This window comes from Caulobacter sp. S45 (assembly GCF_903642205.1).
Taxonomy (GTDB): domain Bacteria; phylum Pseudomonadota; class Alphaproteobacteria; order Caulobacterales; family Caulobacteraceae; genus CAHJWH01.
The window spans coordinates 1-17955 of record NZ_CAHJWH010000021.1 but is presented as its reverse complement, the minus strand read 5'-3'; the positions used below and the strand labels follow the sequence as shown (position 1 = coordinate 17955).

The following is a 17955-nucleotide window of genomic DNA, read 5'->3' as shown; positions in this document are numbered from 1 at the left end:
GGAGGGAAACCCGTCACGGCGTACCGGGCCGCGCCAGCTCCCCCTCCGCGCAGGAGAGGATAAGAGGTTTACCCCTTCGCCTTCTCGAACGCCGCGCTGATGATCAGGCGGGTGTCATCGCCGACCAGGGGCACGTACTTGGACACGCCGAATTCGCTGCGCTTGACCACTCCGCTGACTTCGAAGCCCGTGGTGTAGCTGTGGTCCAGCGGGTTCACACCCGCGCCGTTGAAGTGGGCGTGCAGCACCACGGGCCGGGTCACCCCGTGCAGGGTGAGGGCGCCGGCCACCTCCGCGTCGGTCGGTCCGGTCAGGGTGATGTGGGTCGAGTGGAACATCGCCGTGGGGAAGCGACCCGCGTCAAGCCAGTCGGCGCTGCGCAGGTCCTCGCCCAGCTTGGCGTTGGTGGTGGAGACGCCGGCGATTGGCACCATGACATCCAGCCGGCTGGCGGCGGGATGGGCGGCGTCGAGTACCAGCTGTCCCGAGGCGCCCGGGAAGTCGCCGCACCAGGTGGTGAAGCCCATGTGCGAGACGCTGAACAGCCCCCGCGTGTGCGAGGGCTCGATGACATAGGCCCCCCGCCTCACAGCGGCCGGATTGGGGTTGGCCGGACCGGGGCTGGCCGGACCGGGGCTGGCCGGACCGGGGCTGGCCGGACCCTGGGCCAGGGCCGATGGGACCAGCGCCGGATTGGCCAGGAAGACGGCAAGGCAAGCCGATAAGGCGGCGCGGCGAAGTAGCATGGGCGGATGATCCTGAGGAGATCAATGCAGCCGATCTCGGCAAGCCGCCTGTACCACGCCAACAACCATATGCAACCGATATGGTTACAGTTTTCGCGTCAGCCAAGGCGGTCTGGCGCGCGGAACGAGGCGGTGTTACACGCCTGCAGGATCCGGCGCGCGTCCGCGTTGATCCCGTTCCACCGCCACCGAAGACTGCGTTCCGCCATGCTGCTCGGCTCCCTGCTCGTATTGTTGGTGCTGGTGTGCATCGCCCTTGGCGCGGTGATCCTGCTGCAGCGCTCCGAGGGTGGGGCGCTGGGCATGGGCGGCGGACCCTCGGGCTTCATGACGGCACGCGGGGCCGGCGACCTGCTGACCCGCACCACCGCTGTCCTGGCGGCGATCTTCTTCGGTCTCTGCCTGCTGCTGACGGTGCTGTCCGGACGCATGCACTCGGGCGGTTCCGTGGTGGACCGACTGAAGATCGACAATATGAATCCCGACGCCTTGAACCACGCCATGCGCCCGGCCCGGCCTGCGACCGCGCCTGCCGCCGCAGGCGGCGACAGCGCCGCGAATATCGGCGTGGTGACCCCTGCGCCGGGTGCGCCTGCACCAGGAGCACCGTCGTCTGGAGCGAGTTTCGAGGCGCCGCGGCCAGAGGTGCACACCGCCCCTGCTGTCAGGCCGACCACGCCTCCTACGGCCGCTGATAGCGGCGCCAGCCGCCGGTCATCAAGCCTGCTTGGCGTACAGACCGCCCCGCAGTCCACGCCCACCGTCGCCCCGCTGGCCCGTCCCTTCCCGACTGGCGGGGCCCTGAGCGCCCCTGCGCCGGCTGCTCCCGCTCCCGCGGCTTCGGGCAACACCTCAGGCGGTCAATAGGGCGTGCATCCCGCTTGGAGGGCGAATCGGCGCAAAGCTGTCCTCCTCCAAGCTGGGCTGGCATGACGCGGTACATCTTCATCACCGGCGGCGTGGTCTCCTCCCTGGGCAAGGGCCTCGCCTCGGCGGCTCTCGGCGCTCTGCTGCAGGCGCGCGGCTACAAGGTCCGCCTGCGGAAGCTCGACCCCTATCTCAACGTCGATCCCGGGACGATGAGCCCCTACCAGCATGGGGAAGTGTTCGTCACCGACGATGGAGCGGAAACGGACCTGGACCTCGGCCACTACGAGCGCTTCACCGGCGTCTCCGCCAACCGAGGCGACAACATCACCACCGGGCAAATCTACAAGACCATCATCGAGAAGGAGCGACGCGGCGATTATCTGGGCGCGACCGTTCAGGTGATCCCGCACGTTACCAACGAGATCAAGAGCTTCGTGCTTTCAGATGCGGGCGAGGCTGACTTCGTGCTGGTGGAGATCGGCGGTACGGTCGGCGACATCGAGGGCCTGCCCTTCTTCGAGGCGATCCGGCAGCTGGGCCAAGAACTGCCCCGGGGCGCCTGCGTCTTCGTGCACCTGACGCTGCTGCCCTTCGTGAAGACGGCGGGCGAGATGAAGACCAAGCCCACTCAGCATTCAGTCCGAGAGCTCCGCGCCATCGGCATCCAGCCCGACATCCTGCTCTGCCGCTGCGAGCAGCCGATCCCCCCGGACGAGAAGCGCAAGATCGCCTTGTTCTGCAACGTGCGCGAGGGCGCGGTCATCCAGGCCATGGACAGCGACAGCATCTACGCCGTGCCGCTGGACTACCACCGCGAGGGGCTGGACCGCGAAATCCTGGACGCATTCGCCATCCACGACGCACCAGCGCCCGACCTGTCACGATGGCAGGGCATCGCCGAGCACCTCCGCCAGCCGGATGGCGAGGTCACCGTCGCCGTAGTGGGCAAGTACACGGTGCTGAAGGACGCCTACAAGAGCCTCATCGAGGCCCTGGTGCACGGCGGTCTGGCCAACAACGTCAAGGTGAACCTCGACTGGGTCGAGTCGGAGGCCTTCGAGGGCGAGCCCGGCGCCGCCGCCGCCCGGCTCGAAGGCGTGCACGCTATCCTGGTTCCCGGCGGCTTCGGCGAGCGGGGAGCGGAGGGCAAGATCCGCGCGGTGCAGTTCGCCCGGGAGCGTGGCGTGCCCTATTTCGGCATCTGCTTCGGCATGCAGATGGCGGTGATCGAGGCGGCCCGGAACGTGGCGGGCATAGCAGGCGCCAGCTCCAGCGAGTTCGGCCCTACCGACGAGCCGGTCGTAGGCCTTATGACCGAGTGGCTCAGCGGCAATCAGCTGGTCAAACGCCGGGCCGGCGGCGACCTTGGCGGCTCCATGCGGCTGGGCGCCTATGACGCCACCCTCGTCCCTGGGTCCAAGGTCGGCGACATCTATGGCTCCGCCTGTGTGGCCGAGCGCCACCGTCACCGCTATGAAGTCAACATCGGCTATCGCGAGGCGATAGAGGGCGCAGGCCTGCGCTTCACCGGCCTGTCGCCGGACGGCCTGCTGCCCGAAATCGTGGAGCGCGACGACCATCCGTGGTTCGTCGGCGTGCAGTTCCACCCCGAACTGAAGAGCCGCCCGTTCCAGCCGCACCCCTTGTTCGCCAGCTTCGTGGCGGCTGCATTGGAGCAGAGTCGTCTGGTCTGAAGCGGGTTCCCGACGGCCCACCAGTGCGGAAGCCGTGACGGCGGACGCCGCCCAAGGGGCGACCGTCGAGCCGCAGGGCTTGAACGCCGGACGGGTTTACGGCATAAGCACAGCTTCCCACGGCGGCTCATCGGCCGCCTTTTCCGTTTTCTCGCGCGCGCTGCGCCGAGCCGCACCACGAGTTTGCTCCATGGCTGTTCCGAAGCGAAAAACCTCGCCCTCCCGCCGGGGCATGCGCCGTTCGCACCACGCGCTGGAGTCCAACGCCTACGTGGAAGACAAGGACACCGGCGAACTGCGCCGTCCCCATCACCTCGACCTGAAGACCGGCATGTATCGGGGCCGTCAGGTCATGACGGTCAAGGAGGAGTAGTCCTTTCCATCCCGACGGAGCCAGAGGGGCCTCCGCAGCGACTGCGGAGGCCTTTTTCGTTGCTCCTCCCCTGCGAAGCGGGGGGGAGGAGCACAGCCTTAGTGCCGTTGCTGGCCGGGATCGTAATCCTGGGGCAGGGCGCCGGTGTTGCCGTGGCCGATGTTGCCGAGCAACTGCTCGATCCAGTTCAGCTGGCGCCCGCGGGTGGGGGTGGCGTTGCGATCGTAGGCGATCTGGTAGCCATCCTTCAGCGCCAGGTCCTTCACCGCACTCACCTTCTCGTCCTTGTCGAAGGTGATGGCCACGACTTCTCGCTTCTGAACCCGAGGCAGGTAGTAGGCGTAACGTTCTGTCTGCTGGGAGATGTAATACCAGACGTTCGGGTCGAACGTCCCCTGGGTCGACGGCGAGCCGAGCCGCAGCAGCACGCTGGACCGAGTGTCGCCGACCTTGACGTCCTTCGGCTTGACGTCGACAGCCTGGAAGCCGTTGGTCGCTATGGTGGGGGCGCAGGCGTTCACGCCCGCCAGGCAGACGGCGAGGCTGACGGCGAGTGCGGCTCGGCTGCGGGCCTCACGGGTGCGGTTCACGAGATACGCTCCACGCGCCGCAAAACCCTGCGGCGAAGGACCCTTGACCTAGCCCGCCTGGAGACCGAGTTCAACGCGGCGAACGGCCTGCCGATTGTCGCGGCCGTCGAGAGGCGCAGGGATGCTGCAGCGTTTGTTCAAGCCGAGGCCTGCTGCGCAGGCCGGACGCGCCCTGTTCAAGGCGCTCTCCGCCCAGGCGCGCCATCCGATCTTCTACGAACGGCTGGCCGTGGCCGATACGGTCGAGGGCCGCTTCGAGCTTTACGTCCTGCATCTGGTGCTGGTGCTGCATCGGCTGAAAGGGCAGGGGGTGCAGGCGGCGGAGACTTCGCAGTCCGTGTTCGACACCTTCTTGAGGAACCTGGACGAAGGACTCCGCGACATGGGCGTTGGCGACCTTTCAGTGGGCAAGAAGATGCGCAAGCTTGGCGAGGCCGTCTACGGCCGCATCAAGTCCTATGACCGAGCGTTCGCGGATGCCGACCAAGTGGGTGCGTTGCAGGCCTTGATCGCGCGTACGGTCTACCAAGACAGGCCCGATGCGACCTCGGCCAAACTCCTTGCCGTCTACGCCGCCGCTGTGGTCGGCCGTCTGGCGGCCGAGCCCCTCGACGATGTGCTTCAGGCCCGGCTCGACTGGCCGGAGGCGCCTCTTGACTGATCCTGACGCCCTCTGGCCTGTCCGCCTCCGCCTGTCGGACGTGCAGCGCAGGACGGCGGCCCTCGAGCTGGAGGCCGATGACGGACGCCGCGTCGCCATCGCCAGGGCGCTCGACCTGCTCGCCTTGGCCTGCTTCACCGCCCGCGTGGAGGTCAGGCCCTGGCTGGATGGGCTGGAGATTACCGCGTGCTGGGACGCGGACTTCACCCAGACCTGCGGCGTGTCGCTGGACCCGTTCAAGACCACAGTGTCCGGCGAGTTCATCGTTCGGGCTGTGCCGGAGGGGAGTCCCGCGGCCGGGGCTCCAGCCAGCGAGATCACCGTGGATCCGAACGCCGAAGACCCACCCGACCTGCTTGAGGGCGAGGAGGTGGATGTCGGCGCATATCTGGTCGAGCACCTGGCGCTGGAGGTTGATCCCTTCCCGCGCAAGCCTGGAGCCGAGTTCGAACCGCCGCCGTCCGAAGACCCGGCCTCCCCCTTCGCCGTGCTCAAGGTGCTGAAACCAGAACCGCCGAAGGAATAGCGCTTCGACGCGGCCCCGGCTTGCATCGCGAGGAACCCACGCTATCGTCCCGGCCGCTTCGGGCCGCCGGCCCATCCAGGAATTTGCGTCCGCCCGTGCCCAGTCCGCCTGTGATCTCGATCGATGCGATGGGCGGGGATCATGGCGCTTCCGTGGTCGTGGCCGGCTTAGACATCGCCCTCCAGCGACTGGAGGGTCGCGACGTGCGATTCCTGCTGCATGGAGATGAGGCGAGGATCGCACCCGAGATGGTCAGGCGTGCGGCGGTGCGCGCCGTCAGCGAAATCCGCCACACCGACCACGTCATCACCAGCGAGGAGAAGCCGGCTCAGGCGCTTCGTCGCGGCAAGGGCTCCAGCCTCTGGAACTGCGTCGAGGCGGTGAAGCGGGGCGATGCCGTGGCCGCCGTGTCCGGCGGCAACACCGGCGCATTGATGGCTATCTCCAAGCTGCTGTTGCGCATGGCGGGGGGGCTGGAGCGTCCAGCCGCGGTGGCGAGCTGGCCGACCCTTCGCGGCGTCACCGCCGTACTCGACGTCGGCGCCAACATCGAGAGCGACGCGGCCCAGCTGCTGGAGTTCGCCGTGATGGGCGCCGCCTTCCATTGCGCCGTGCACGGCCAGCCAGGCTGCCGCGCCACGGTTGGCCTGCTGAACGTCGGTTCTGAGGATCAGAAGGGTCACGAGGAGGTTCGCGAGGCGCACAGGCTGCTGCGTGAGGCCAAGCTCGAACTGGACTACAAGGGTTTCGTGGAAGGCAATGATATCGCCTTGGGCGCTGTCGACGTGGTCGTCACGGACGGCTTCACCGGCAACGCTGTGCTCAAGACCGGGGAGGGCATGGCGCGCTTCTTCACCGCGACCCTGCGCGAGGTCCTCTCATCCTCGGTCATGGCCAGGGCCGGCGCCCTGGTCGCCTCGGGCGCCCTGAATGAGATGAAGGCGCGGCTGGACCCTAGCTCGGTGAATGGCGGCCCGCTCCTGGGCCTGAACGGCACGGTCGTGAAGAGCCACGGCGGCGCCGACGCCAAGGGCTACGCCAACGCCATAAAGATGGCCGCCGATCTGGCCGCCAGCAACTACGTCGTCAGGATGTCCGCAGACATGGAACGTCTGTCCGACTCTCTGGACGCGCTGCGTCAGCCGCCTTCGGCCGTGCGGACGGCTCCCGCTGGAGCGTCATCTTGAATGTGCTGCGCACCGCCGTCACCGGCGTAGGCGCCTACCTGCCGGAACGGATCGTCACCAACGCCGAGCTGGCCCAGCGGGTCGACACCAGCGACGCCTGGATCCGCGAGCGAACGGGCATCGCCGAGCGCCGCCAGGTCGCCGACGGCCAAGCCACCTCCGACCTCGCCTTGGAGGCGGCGAATGGGGCGCTGACCGCCGCCGGGCGCACGGCTGCCGAACTCGACCTGATCATCGTGGCCACCACCACTCCGGACCTGACCTTCCCCTCTACGGCTGCGATCGTGCAGCGCAAGCTGGGCTGTCCCATCCTGGTGGCGTTCGACATCCAAGCTGTCTGCTCCGGCTTCGTCTACGCCCTTTCGGTGGCCGACGGTTTCGTGGCGCGAGGCTTGTCCAAGTGCGCCCTGGTCATCGGTGCGGAGTCGATGACCAAGCTGATGGACTACGACGACCGTGGCACCTGCATCCTCTTCGGCGACGGAGCGGGTGCGGTGGTCATGGAGCCCGTGGAGGGTCGAGGTGATGTGACCGACCGCGGCCTGCTGGGATTCGCCCTCCGCTGCGACGGCGCCAAGCAGGACCTGCTCTATGTGGATGGCGGCCCGTCCACCACGGGTACCGTGGGCCACCTGCGCATGGCCGGCCAGCAGGTCTTCCGTCACGCCGTGGTCAACATCACCGAAGGGGTGGAAGCCGCGGCTCGCATCGCCGGCGTCGCCGTGCCGGATGTGGACTGGTTCATCCCTCACCAGGCCAATATGCGCATCCTCCAGGGCGTGGCTCATCGGCTGGGCGTGGCCGAGGACAAGGTGATCTGCACCGTGGATCGGCACGCCAACACCTCCGCCGCCTCCATTCCCCTGGCCATGGCCGAGGCCATCGCCGATGGCCGCATCAAGCCCGGCCAGCTGCTGTTGCTGGAGGCCATGGGTGGTGGCCTGACTTGGGGCGCCTGCGTTCTCAGGCTCTGACCCTCTCCTGCAGGAGGAGGGTGCGCCTGTGACGCCGAGGCCAAGTCCCATGAGAAGTCGTTGACTTGACGCCCTTTCACCGTCGTGCGCGAATGCTGGGCTGAACCGTTTGGGGGCGGAGGCTATGAAGGGTGGCGCGCTCACGCGAGCGGACCTCGCCGAGACGGTGCACCGGGAGGTGGGGCTGACCCGCCAGGACTGCGCCGACCTGGTGGAGAGGACCTTGGAGCTGATCGCGGAGTCGCTGCAGCAGGGCGATGTCGTCAAGCTGTCTGGTTTCGGCGTCTTCCAGGTGCGCGACAAGCGGGCCCGCATGGGCCGCAACCCCAAGACCGGCGAGCCTGCCGCGATTGATCCGCGGCGCGTCATCACCTTTCGCGCCTCGCAGGTGATGAAGGCCAGGGTCGAGGACGCCCACCGTCTCGATGGCGCAGGTTGATGGGGCCGGCGTGCTGAAGGGACCGGACGCCTTCCGCACCATCTCCGAGGCGGCGGACGAGCTGGGCGTACCCCAGCACGTGCTGCGCTTCTGGGAGACCAAGTTCTCTTTCATCCGACCGATGAAGCGCGCTGGCGGGCGGCGCTTCTACCGCCGCCAGGACCTGGACGTGCTACGCGGCGTACGCTCCCTGCTGCACGAGGAGGGCTACACCATCAAGGGCGTGCAGCGGCTCCATAAGGAGCAGGGCGTGCGCCGCCTGATGGCCGCCGCGGGGGGAGAGGTCGACCCGGGCCTGTTGGCGGAGCTCGAAGCCGCGGAAGCCGACGCTCAGCGCACCGTTGACCTGCTCGACACCGATCTTCCGGCCGCGGAGGCCGCAGGCCCTGCCGGCATGACGCCTGAGACCCGGGCGCGCCTGAAGGCGGCGCTGGATGAGATGCGGGCGGTCAAGACCAGGCTGGACGCCCTGTTGGCCCAAACCCCGTCCGCCGATTCCTGATTGCGCGAAGCGCCCGCACCCTTATAAGAACGGCCTTCGTCGGAGCGTGGCGCAGCCTGGTAGCGCACTTGACTGGGGGTCAAGGGGTCGCAGGTTCGAATCCTGTCGCTCCGACCACTTCTGCCCTCCGAGCCGACTGTCGGCCCGCCTTTCGCCTGATCCTTCATCGATGTTCGCCTTGAGGCCACGCCGCGGGCCTGGGCGGTTGACCTGGGCGGGCGCTTTCGCCACTTAGGCCTTGCTCTCGCGGGAGAGACCGGGCGGCCGTTTTTGGCTGGCTCGGCGCCGAAGGCGTAACCACCCCGGAAACGCTCAGGTATCAGGGACCGCGCGGGCGACGAAACGCTGGAAAGCAGTCCGGAAGGGCTCGCCGAAGGAGCAGGGTCGGGCGCGGTGCTTCCGCGACGGCCGAAATCTCTCAGGCTCCATGACAGCGGGGGTGACGCGGGCGGCGCGAAGGCGTGGCCCGGCGTTGATCCCTCTGTTGGCGAGACCCAAGCGTTGGACAGCTCCGCTCCTTTGAACCGCACGGCCCTGCACGCGGCCCACGGGTTGGCCGGCGGCAAGCTGGCGCCCTTCGGCGGCTACGACATGCCGGTGCAGTACCCTCTGGGCGTGCTCGGCGAGCACCGCTGGACGCGCGAGCACGCCGGGCTGTTCGACGTCTCCCACATGGGACCGTCCTTCCTGCGGCTGAAGGGGCCCACCGGCGACGCGCACGCCGACCACAGGGCGGTGGCGGCCTTGGTCGAGCCCCTGGTGTGCGGCGACATCGCGGGGCTGAAGCCCGGTCAGAACCGCTACACCCTGCTGCTGAATCCTGACGGCGGCATAGCCGACGACCTGATGATCGGCCGCCCGATCGAGCCGGAAGGGCAGGGCTCGCTCTACATAGTCGTCAACGCCGGGACCAAGGACGCCGACTTCGCCCGCATCGCCGCAGCCGCAGGCGAGCACGCCACCCTGGAGCGGGCCGACGAGGGCGGCCTGCTGGCCCTGCAGGGGCCAGAGGCGGCTGCTGTGGCCGTCGGCCTGTTCCCCGGGGTTCAGGACCTCGGCTTCATGGCGCTGAAGACCTTCGACTACGAGGGGGCGACGGCGGTGGTCTCCCGCTCCGGCTACACCGGCGAAGACGGGTTCGAAATCCTGGTCCCTCAGGCGGCCGCGTTAAAGCTCTGGGACGCCCTGCTGGCTGACGATCGCGTCCGACCCATAGGGCTTGGCGCGCGCGACTCGCTGCGGCTTGAAGCCGGCCTGCCGCTCTACGGCCACGACCTGGATGACACCGTCAGCCCGCTGGAGGCGGACCTGGGCTTCGCCGTCTCCAAGAAGCGGCGCGAGCGGGGCGACATTCCCGGTGCGGCGCGGATTGAAGCGGAAGCCGTGGGCGGCCTGTCCAGGGTTCGTGTAGGCCTTCGGGTGCTGACCGGGGCTCCGGCTCGTGAAGGTTCCCAGATCGCAGACGGCGGCCGGGTGATCGGCCGCGTCACCAGCGGCGGCTTCGGGCCGACCCTCGCAGCCCCCATAGCGCTGGGCTTCGTGCCACCCCAGTATCGCGCGCCGGGCACCGCGCTGCAGGTGGTGGTGCGCGGTCGCGCGCTTCCGGCTGAGGTGGTCGCCACACCCTTCGTGCCCCACCGCTACGTTCGCAAGCCCATCCCGGCGAAGAGCTGAGGACCCCAGTCATGCGTTATCTACCCCTGACCGAAGCAGATCGGACCGACATGCTGGCCGCCATCGGCGCGCCGTCCATCGACGCCCTGTTCGATTCCGTTCCGCGCGAGGTGCTCTTGACTGAGCCCGTCGATTTGCCCCCACACCAGGGTGAACTCGCCGTGGAGCGTGCGCTCTCGCGGCTGGCGGGCAAGAACACCTCGGCCGGCTCGGTCCCCTTCTTCTGTGGCGCGGGCGCCTACCGCCATCATGTGCCGGCCACGGTGGACCACCTGATCCAGCGCTCGGAGTTCCTGACCAGCTACACGCCCTACCAGCCCGAGATCACCCAGGGCACGCTGCAGGCGGTGTTCGAGTTCCAGACCCAGGTGGCCGCGCTCACCGGCATGGAGGTGGCCAACGCCTCCATGTACGACGGCTCCACCGCGGCGGCCGAGGCCGTGCTGATGGCGGCGCGCATCACGCGCCGGGCCAAGGCGGTGCTGTCGCCGGGCCTGCACCCGCACTACGCCGACACCATCTCCACCCTGGCGCACCACGCCGGCATCAGGACCGATCCGCTGCCGCTGTCGGTGGACGATGAGGCGGCGGTGCTGACCCACCTGGACTCCGACACGGCGTGCGTGGTGGTGCAGACCCCCAACCTTTTCGGCACAGCCACCGACGTGTCGAAGATCGCCGAGGCCGCGCATGCCGCGGGCGCCCTGCTGATCGTGGTGGTGACCGAGGCGGTGTCGCTGGGCCTGCTGAAGTCGCCGGGGGAGATGGGTGCAGATATGGTGGTGGGCGAGGGCCAGTCGATCGGCAATGGCCTGAACTATGGCGGCCCCTATGTCGGCCTGTTCGCCACCCGGGACAAGTACGTGCGCCAGATGCCCGGTCGGGTCTGCGGCCAGACGGTGGACGCGGCGGGCGCCAGAGGCTTCGTGCTGACCCTGTCCACCCGCGAACAGCACATCCGCCGCGACAAGGCGACATCGAACATCTGCACCAACTCAGGGCTTTGTGCGCTGGCGTTCACCATCCACATGAGCCTGCTGGGCCAGGTCGGACTGCAACGGCTCGCCAAGCTGAACCACCAGCAGGCGCGCAAGCTGAAGGCTGCGGTGGAAGGCGTCGCTGGCGTCGAGGTGTTGACGCCTCGCTTCTTCAACGAGATCGCCGTCCGCCTGCCCACGGCCGCAGGGCCGCTGGTCGACAAGCTTGCCACCAGCGGCTTGATCGCCGGCGTGCCGGTCAGCCGGTTGGCACCTATGGCCGGGATGGACGACGTGCTGCTGCTCGCCGCCACCGAGACAACCCCCGACGAAGACATTGCCGCGCTTACCGCCGCGCTGAAGGAGGCCTTCTGATGAGCGCCAGCCCCGGACCCATCCGCCCCGCCGGCCGCCCTGAGGCCCCAGTCGGGACCGCCGTCCACCTCGCCACCGACAAGCCCGCGAGCCTCACGGGCGCGCGCGGGCTGCTGCAGGACGAGCGCCTGATCTTCGAGCTCGGCGGCTGGGATAAGACCGGCGTCGACATGCCGGAGCCCGATAGGGGCGCCGAGTTCGACACCTCAGACCTTGGCGGCCTCGTGCGCGTCGAGCCCATCGGCCTGCCGGGCCTCTCCGAGCCCGAGACGGTGCGCCACTACGTGCGCCTGAGCCAGAAGAACCACGCCATCGACCTGGCGCTCTATCCGCTGGGCTCGTGCACCATGAAGCACAACCCGCGCCTGAACGAGCGCATGGCGCGGCTTCCCGGCTTCGCCGACATCCACCCGCTGCAGCCGCTCTCCACCGTCCAGGGCGCCCTGGAGCTTATGGACGCGCTCAGCCACTGGCTGGTGACCCTGACCGGCATGACTTCGGTCGCGCTGTCGCCCAAGGCCGGGGCGCACGGGGAGCTCTGCGGCCTGCTGGCCATCCGCGCGGCGCACGAGGCCCGCGGCGACGCCCGGCGCAAGGTGCTGGTGCCCACCTCCGCCCACGGCACCAACCCCGCCACAGCCGCTCAGGTCGGCTACGCGGTGGAGGAGATCGCCCAGACGCCGGACGGACGCGTCGACCTGAAGGACCTGGAGGCCAAGCTCGGCCCGGAAGTGGCGGCCATCATGGTCACCAACCCCAATACCTGCGGCCTATTCGAGAGCGAGATCGTGGAGATCGCTCGCCTGACGCACGCCGCCGGGGCCTACTTCTACTGCGACGGCGCCAACTTCAACGCCATCGTGGGGCGGGTGCGGCCGGGGGACCTCGGCGTCGACGCCATGCACATCAACCTGCACAAGACCTTTTCCACGCCCCATGGCGGCGGCGGCCCCGGCGCGGGACCGGTGGTGCTCTCGGCGGCGCTCGCGCCCTTTGCGCCGCTGCCCTGGGTGGTGCACACCGAAGGCGGCTACGGGTTGCGCGAGCACGAGGAGCGTGGGGCGGATTGCCCCCAGAGCTTCGGCCGCATGTGCGCCTTCCACGGCCAGATGGGCATGTTCGTGCGCGCCTACGCCTACATGCTGAGCCACGGCTCCGACGGGCTGCGCCAGGTCTCCAGCGACGCGGTGCTCAACGCCAACTACCTCAAGGCCCGCCTGCAGGACGTGATGACCCCGGCCTTCGAGGGCTATTGCATGCACGAGGCCCTGTTCGACGACCGCTGGCTGGCCGACACGGGCGTGAGCACGCTGGATGTGGCCAAGGCGATGATCGACGAGGGCTTCCACCCCATGACCATGTACTTCCCCCTCGTCGTCCACGGCGCCATGCTGGTGGAGCCCACCGAGACGGAGTCCAAGGCCGAGCTGGACCGCTTCGTGGAGGCCATGCGCGCCCTGGCGTCGGCGGCCAGGGCGGGCGATACGGAACGCTTCAAGGGCGCGCCCTTCCACGCGCCGCTCCGCCGCCTCGACGAGACGGCGGCGGCCAGGAAGCCCAAGCTGAAATGGACGGCGGCGAGATCTTGATCCTCCCCTCTGGGGGAGGGGGACCAGCGAAGCTGGTGGAGGGGGCTGCGCCGCGTCGTCAAGCGTGGCAAGCCCCCTCAGTCGGCTTCGCCGACAGCTCCCCCTGAGGGGGAGCATCTATGACGGAGGAATCCAATGTCTCTCTCGATGTACCAGGCGTCCGCGCCCGTGTTCGCCCACATGCTGGGCAACCTGTCCGCAATCCTCGGCAAGGCGGAGGCGGAGGTGGACGCCGGCCGGCTGGACGAGGCGGCGCTGATGGAGGCGCGGCTGGCGCCGGACATGTTCGCCTTCCCGCGCCAGGTGCAGATCGCGAGCGACTCGGCCAAGGGCGTCTCGCGCCTCGCCGGCCGCGAAGCGCCGTCGATGCCCGACACCGAGACCACCCTGGCGCAGCTCCGCGACCGGATCGCCCGCACGGTGGAGTTCCTGAACACCCTCACCGCCGCCGAGATCGACGGCAGCGAGGACCGCGACATCGAGCTGAAGATGCGCGACCGCACCTTGAACCTGAAGGGCCAGCCCTACCTGTTGAACTTCGTGACGCCCAACTTCTACTTCCACGTCACCGCCGCCTACGCCATCCTGCGCAGCAAGGGCGTCCCCATCGGCAAGCCGGACTATCTCGGCGGCGCGTGAGCGGAAGCGACTTCCTGCGTCGAGGCGTAGCGAGCTAAGGTGTGTCCCTATCCTCCCTACGCTCTTGCGTGGGGAGGTGGCGGCGAAGCCGTCGGAGGGGCCGCGCGACAGCGCGGAAACCGCTTCGCTGCGTTTTCCGACCGGCGAGCCGGTCGGCCCCCTCCCGGCCTTCGGCCGTACTCCCCCATCTGACGATGGGGGAGATGTGCGCACCTTAGGATGCCCCATGCCCCATCTTCCCCTGCCCAAGCCGATCACCACCGCCCTCGACCTGATCGGCCACACTCCCATGCTGGAGCTGCACGGCTTCGACACCGGCCCCTGCACGCTGTTCCTGAAGCTCGAGAACACCAATCCCGGCGGCTCCATCAAGGACCGCATCGCGCTGACCATGATCGAGGCGGCGGAGCAGGACGGGCGGCTCAAACCCGGCGGGACGATCATCGAGGCCACCGCCGGCAACACCGGCCTGGGCCTCGCCCAGGTTGGCATCCTGAAGGGCTACCGCCTGATCCTGGTGGTGCCAGACAAGATGAGCCGGGAGAAGATCCAGCACCTGCGCGGGCTCGGCGTCGACGTGCGCCTGACCCGCTCCGACGTCGGCAAGGGGCATCCGGAATACTACCAGGACATCGCCGAGCGGATCGCCGCCGACACCGACAACTCCGTCTTCATCAACCAGTTCGCCAACCCCGCCAACCCGCTGGCGCACGAGACCACCACCGGCCCCGAGATCCTGGAGCAGATGGACGGCGACCTGGACGCCATGGTGGTGGGGGTGGGCTCCGGCGGCACCCTGACGGGCCTCGGCCGCTTCTTCGCCAAGGCCTCGCCCAAGACGAAGATGATCGTCGCCGATCCCGTCGGCTCCATCCTCGCCCCGCTGATCAACGACGGCCTGAACGTGGAGCCCGGTTCGTGGGTCGTCGAGGGTATCGGCGAGGATTTCATCCCGCCCAACTGCGATCTCTCACTCACCCACAAGGCCTATGCGGTCAGCGACAGCGACAGCATGGCGGCGGCGCGGGAGCTGCTGCGGGTGGCGGGCGTGCTCGGCGGCTCCTCCTCCGGCACGCTGCTGGCGGCGGCGCTGCGCTACTGCCGCGACCAGACCGAGCCGCAGCGGGTGTGCACCTTCGTCTGCGACACGGGCTCCAAGTATCTCTCCAAGATGTTCAACGACTACTGGCTGGCCGACCAGGGCCTGGCCCAGCGCCCCATGCACGACAACCTCGGCGACCTGATCTCGCGCCACGCCCAGGAGGGCGGGGTGGTCACCGTCAGCCCCGAGGACACCCTGCTCACCGCCTACAACCGCATGCGCGCCGCCGACGTCTCCCAGCTGCCGGTGCTCAAGGACGGCCGCCTGGTGGGCCTGCTGGACGAGAGCGACATCCTGTTCGCCGCCGAGCGCGAGAACGAACGCAAGGAACGCTTCGCCCGCCCGGTCTACTCCGCCATGGCGACGCGGCTGAACACCATCCAGGTCCGCGAGCCGCTGGAGGCCCTGCTCCCGGTGTTCGAGCGCGACGAGGTGGCCCTGGTGATGGAAGGCCGCGAGTTCCTGGGCGTGATCACCCGGATCGACCTAATCAACCACCTGCGGCGGGCATAGGGCGGTTGCGCTGTGTAGCACTAAGTGCTACATGCCTGCCATGATCGGGGCCGAGAGAACCGCACGGGTCTTCAAGACCCGTTGGTTCTCCAAGGCGGCGAGGAAGGCCCTCATCAAGGATGATGAACTCTGTGACGCCATCGCGGAGGTGGTCAAGGGGCAGGCCGACGACCTGGGTGGAGGCGTCTTCAAGAAACGCCTTAACAGAAACAGGCATCGCAGCATCATCCTGGCGCGGGGCCGAAGCTATTGGGTCTACACCTACCTGTTCGCCAAGAAGGACAGGGAGAACATAGACGAGGACGAACTGAGGGCCTTCCGCAATCTGGCCGATCTCTACGCCGCCAAGACCGACACGGAGATCGCCATTGAACTCGCGGCCAAGGAGCTGGTGGAGATATGCCATGAGCCGGACGCCTAAGTACAAGAGCGACGCCTTCGAGGCGATCCACAGCAGCGCCGCGGGCATGTTTCGCGCCGGCACGATCGACAAGGCGACGATGCGCCGCTTCGACGAGTCCTGCCTGACGGCGCCCTCTCCATTGGAGCCGGCCCAGATCAAACAGCTCCGCGAGGCGAACCACGTCAGCCAGCCCGTCTTCGCCCGCTACCTCAACACGAGCGAAAGCACCGTCGAGAAGTGGGAGACCGGCGCCAAGAAGCCCAGCGGCCTCGCGCTCAAGCTCCTCTCCCTGGTGCAGAAGCACGGCCTGCAGCACCTCGCATAGGCGCGGCGGCGCCACGTCGGGGTGCAGCGACATCCTGTTTGCCGCCGAGCGCGAGAGCGAGCGCAAGGAACGCTTCGCCCGCCCGGTCTACTCCGCCATGGCGACGCGGCTCAACACCATCCAGGTCCGCGAGCCGCTGGAGGCCCTGCTCCCGGTGTTCGAGCGCGACGAGGTGGCCCTGGTGATGGAAGGCCGCGAGTTCCTGGGCGTCATCACGAGGATCGACCTGATCAACCACCTGCGGCGGGCGTAGCCGAGAGGGGATTATGGCCCTCGTGGAGGGCTGACTGAGGGGCGGCTTTCGGCCGGAGACTGATGTCTCAGAAGGGTGGCGAGCGCGTATTGGCACAGACTCGGACACTCGCCCTTCTACCCGCAATACCTTTTACCCAGAAGAGGACGTCCAAACTGACCTGGCAAGGTAGACTGCGCTCGAAGCACTTGACAAGAAAAATCGTCGCCATTCATTTTGAGAACTCAGACTGTATTCGCTCGAGGCTAAGTTTAGCGGCCTCCCGAGAAGCTTGGGCTCGCAGGGAAAGAAGGTGGTCAACCTCGCGATAATACGCAGTATTTCTATGATGAGCAAGCGACACAAGTTCTTGAGTGGAGAGTCGAGAGGAGCACACAAGAGAAACGGGCTCGCCGCGACTGGCGATCCAACTATCTTGCCACGCGGTTGAACCAGCTGTTCCGGCCGGGCCTCCACAAGGGTCGTACCAGACGAGGTCTACACCATCAGAGTCCACCTCATCCTCCCCAGGATCGCACAACACCTTTGCGTCTTCGTCCGTTGATGGCTGTCCATACCGTAACTCGCCAGCCGGAAGATTCTCGTGTTCAATGCTTCCGGGGAACCCACCGAATACATGATGTCCGGGCGGCCCAAATGTGTGACTTATGACCTTGAAGAATGGGTGATAGCCATCGTAGGCACCGTAGCTGTTTTTGGCATTTACCTTGCCACAAACAAGCTCAAGTTTTCCGCCCATACTTGTTTTTACATGTCTAATTTGCACATCCTCGAATTTTGCACTATCCCCATCCTTGAGAGCATCCCTAACATCTTTGATGGCGGTGGACGTAGGTCCAGCGCAACCCACCAGCATTAGTGAGATAACGTAAGAAATGCCTGAGATATTTCTGTGCGACATATCCTACACCCGATCTTATACTTGCGGCCACATCCCTGGTGTGTGCCAGTGACCCATTGTACCGCAACAGCAGACCTTTCCAGAGTCTCAGAAGGGTCGATTGTCCTCGTTCAAAGAGTCCGCTAGTCGGCCATTCCCATCCTTGGCCTAAGCTCCCTTGATCGTCCAACCCCGGGCGGTGGAAGCTGGCGCCGGTCACGGCGGTGCGAAGCGCGCCTGCAGCGCCTCGGCCGCCGACTCCAGCACGGGAGCCCACGCTCCGAACCGCTCCGCGGCGAAGCTGCGCGCCTGGGGATACCAGGGGTAGCCGTCGGTCCCGAGCCTCGGCCAGGCGTTGGGGGCGGTGAGGAACCAGGTCTGCGCGCCGCAGGCGGCGGCCAGGGCCGCGGTGGCGTTGGGCACGCTGACCACCAGATCGAGGGCGATGCAGAGGGCGGCGAGGTCGTCCAGGTCTTGGCGCAGGTCGATGTCCGGCGGCCGGAGCAGGGGCGTGGCGGACAGGGCGTCCAGCGCCGCCAGCTCTTCCTCCTGGGCGCCGTACTGGAGGTGCACGACGCGCACGCCGGCTTGGAGCAGGGGCGCGAAGGCGGCGAGCTCCGGCGCATGGCGCCCGCGCCGCCCGCCCTGCAGGCCGCTGCGCCA

The 17955-nt window shown here is 67.7% G+C and carries 19 protein-coding genes, 1 tRNA gene, 1 pseudogene and 1 riboswitch; of the genes and pseudogenes, 18 read left to right on the top strand and 3 right to left on the bottom strand.

Annotated features, from left to right (window positions below; all coding sequences use genetic code 11):
- Positions 1–68 precede the first annotated feature (68 nt).
- Positions 69–746 carry a YceI family protein gene (locus HUV06_RS04125; RefSeq protein ID WP_174300003.1) on the bottom strand — a complete coding sequence of 226 codons (678 nt, stop codon included), beginning with the start codon at positions 744–746 and terminating at the stop codon, positions 69–71.
- Positions 747–953: 207 nt separating this feature from the next.
- On the opposite strand from HUV06_RS04125, the gene secG reads away from it, so the two are divergent.
- The 3 genes from secG (at position 954) to rpmF (ending at position 3683) form a co-directional block, all read left to right on the top strand.
- Entirely contained in the window at positions 954–1613 is a 660-nt protein-coding gene (secG, locus tag HUV06_RS04120) for a preprotein translocase subunit SecG (RefSeq protein WP_174300002.1), read from the top strand.
- A 62-nt stretch (positions 1614–1675) separates the two neighbouring features.
- Entirely contained in the window at positions 1676–3310 is a 1635-nt protein-coding gene (locus tag HUV06_RS04115; protein ID WP_174300001.1) for a CTP synthase, read from the top strand.
- Positions 3311–3500: 190 nt separating this feature from the next.
- Entirely contained in the window at positions 3501–3683 is a 183-nt protein-coding gene (gene rpmF, locus HUV06_RS04110; protein ID WP_174300000.1) for a 50S ribosomal protein L32, read from the top strand.
- A 98-nt stretch (positions 3684–3781) separates the two neighbouring features.
- On the opposite strand, the gene HUV06_RS04105 is transcribed toward rpmF, so the two are convergent.
- A complete protein-coding gene (locus HUV06_RS04105) occupies positions 3782–4273 on the bottom strand; it encodes an outer membrane protein assembly factor BamE (protein WP_174299999.1) in 492 nt (163 codons plus the stop codon).
- Between the two features lie 121 nt (positions 4274–4394).
- On the opposite strand from HUV06_RS04105, the gene HUV06_RS04100 reads away from it, so the two are divergent.
- The 15 genes from HUV06_RS04100 (at position 4395) to HUV06_RS04030 (ending at position 16412) form a co-directional block, all read left to right on the top strand.
- On the top strand, positions 4395–4934 hold the full coding sequence (locus HUV06_RS04100; protein WP_174299998.1) for a ubiquinol-cytochrome C chaperone family protein: 540 nt from the start codon (positions 4395–4397) through the stop codon (positions 4932–4934).
- Entirely contained in the window at positions 4927–5460 is a 534-nt protein-coding gene (locus HUV06_RS04095; protein ID WP_174299997.1) for a DUF177 domain-containing protein, read from the top strand. The genes HUV06_RS04100 and HUV06_RS04095 overlap by 8 nt, the downstream gene beginning before the upstream one ends.
- 95 nt (positions 5461–5555) lie before the next feature.
- Positions 5556–6647 (top strand): phosphate acyltransferase PlsX, encoded by a 1092-nt coding sequence (gene plsX, locus HUV06_RS04090; protein WP_256430016.1) that lies wholly within the window; start codon positions 5556–5558, stop codon positions 6645–6647.
- Positions 6644–7621 carry a beta-ketoacyl-ACP synthase III gene (locus tag HUV06_RS04085; RefSeq protein WP_174299996.1) on the top strand — a complete coding sequence of 326 codons (978 nt, stop codon included), beginning with the start codon at positions 6644–6646 and terminating at the stop codon, positions 7619–7621. The genes plsX and HUV06_RS04085 overlap by 4 nt, the downstream gene beginning before the upstream one ends.
- A gap of 109 nt (positions 7622–7730) precedes the next feature.
- Positions 7731–8060: an integration host factor subunit alpha gene (locus HUV06_RS04080; protein ID WP_256430015.1), complete on the top strand. Its 330-nt coding sequence runs from the start codon at positions 7731–7733 to the stop codon at positions 8058–8060.
- Positions 8061–8070: 10 nt separating this feature from the next.
- Positions 8071–8562 (top strand): MerR family transcriptional regulator, encoded by a 492-nt coding sequence (locus tag HUV06_RS04075; RefSeq protein ID WP_174300012.1) that lies wholly within the window; start codon positions 8071–8073, stop codon positions 8560–8562.
- 40 nt (positions 8563–8602) lie between these two features.
- Positions 8603–8679 (top strand) — tRNA-Pro (locus HUV06_RS04070).
- Between the two features lie 120 nt (positions 8680–8799).
- Positions 8800–8901, top strand: a riboswitch (glycine riboswitch).
- 180 nt (positions 8902–9081) lie between these two features.
- Positions 9082–10236, top strand: a complete 1155-nt coding sequence (gene gcvT / locus HUV06_RS04065) for a glycine cleavage system aminomethyltransferase GcvT (protein ID WP_254600865.1) — start codon at positions 9082–9084, stop codon at positions 10234–10236.
- 11 nt (positions 10237–10247) lie between these two features.
- Positions 10248–11588 carry an aminomethyl-transferring glycine dehydrogenase subunit GcvPA gene (gene gcvPA / locus HUV06_RS04060; RefSeq protein ID WP_174299993.1) on the top strand — a complete coding sequence of 447 codons (1341 nt, stop codon included), beginning with the start codon at positions 10248–10250 and terminating at the stop codon, positions 11586–11588.
- Positions 11588–13177 carry an aminomethyl-transferring glycine dehydrogenase subunit GcvPB gene (gene gcvPB / locus HUV06_RS04055; RefSeq protein WP_174299992.1) on the top strand — a complete coding sequence of 530 codons (1590 nt, stop codon included), beginning with the start codon at positions 11588–11590 and terminating at the stop codon, positions 13175–13177. The genes gcvPA and gcvPB overlap by 1 nt, the downstream gene beginning before the upstream one ends.
- A 135-nt stretch (positions 13178–13312) precedes the next feature.
- Positions 13313–13816: a DUF1993 family protein gene (locus HUV06_RS04050; RefSeq protein WP_174299991.1), complete on the top strand. Its 504-nt coding sequence runs from the start codon at positions 13313–13315 to the stop codon at positions 13814–13816.
- A 226-nt stretch (positions 13817–14042) separates the two neighbouring features.
- Positions 14043–15431 (top strand): cystathionine beta-synthase, encoded by a 1389-nt coding sequence (locus HUV06_RS04045; protein WP_174299990.1) that lies wholly within the window; start codon positions 14043–14045, stop codon positions 15429–15431.
- Positions 15432–15462: 31 nt separating this feature from the next.
- A complete protein-coding gene (locus tag HUV06_RS04040; protein ID WP_254600864.1) occupies positions 15463–15852 on the top strand; it encodes a type II toxin-antitoxin system RelE/ParE family toxin in 390 nt (129 codons plus the stop codon).
- Positions 15836–16159, top strand: coding sequence for a DNA-binding transcriptional regulator (locus tag HUV06_RS04035; protein WP_174299989.1), 324 nt, complete (start codon positions 15836–15838; stop codon positions 16157–16159). Before HUV06_RS04040 ends, HUV06_RS04035 begins: the two co-directional genes overlap by 17 nt.
- A gap of 97 nt (positions 16160–16256) precedes the next feature.
- Positions 16257–16412 carry a hypothetical protein gene (locus HUV06_RS04030; RefSeq protein ID WP_174299988.1) on the top strand — a complete coding sequence of 52 codons (156 nt, stop codon included), beginning with the start codon at positions 16257–16259 and terminating at the stop codon, positions 16410–16412.
- 1096 nt (positions 16413–17508) lie between these two features.
- Here HUV06_RS04030 and HUV06_RS04025 read toward each other — a convergent pair.
- Positions 17509–17955, bottom strand: a pseudogene (locus tag HUV06_RS04025) (flagellar protein FlbA); the annotation flags it as partial.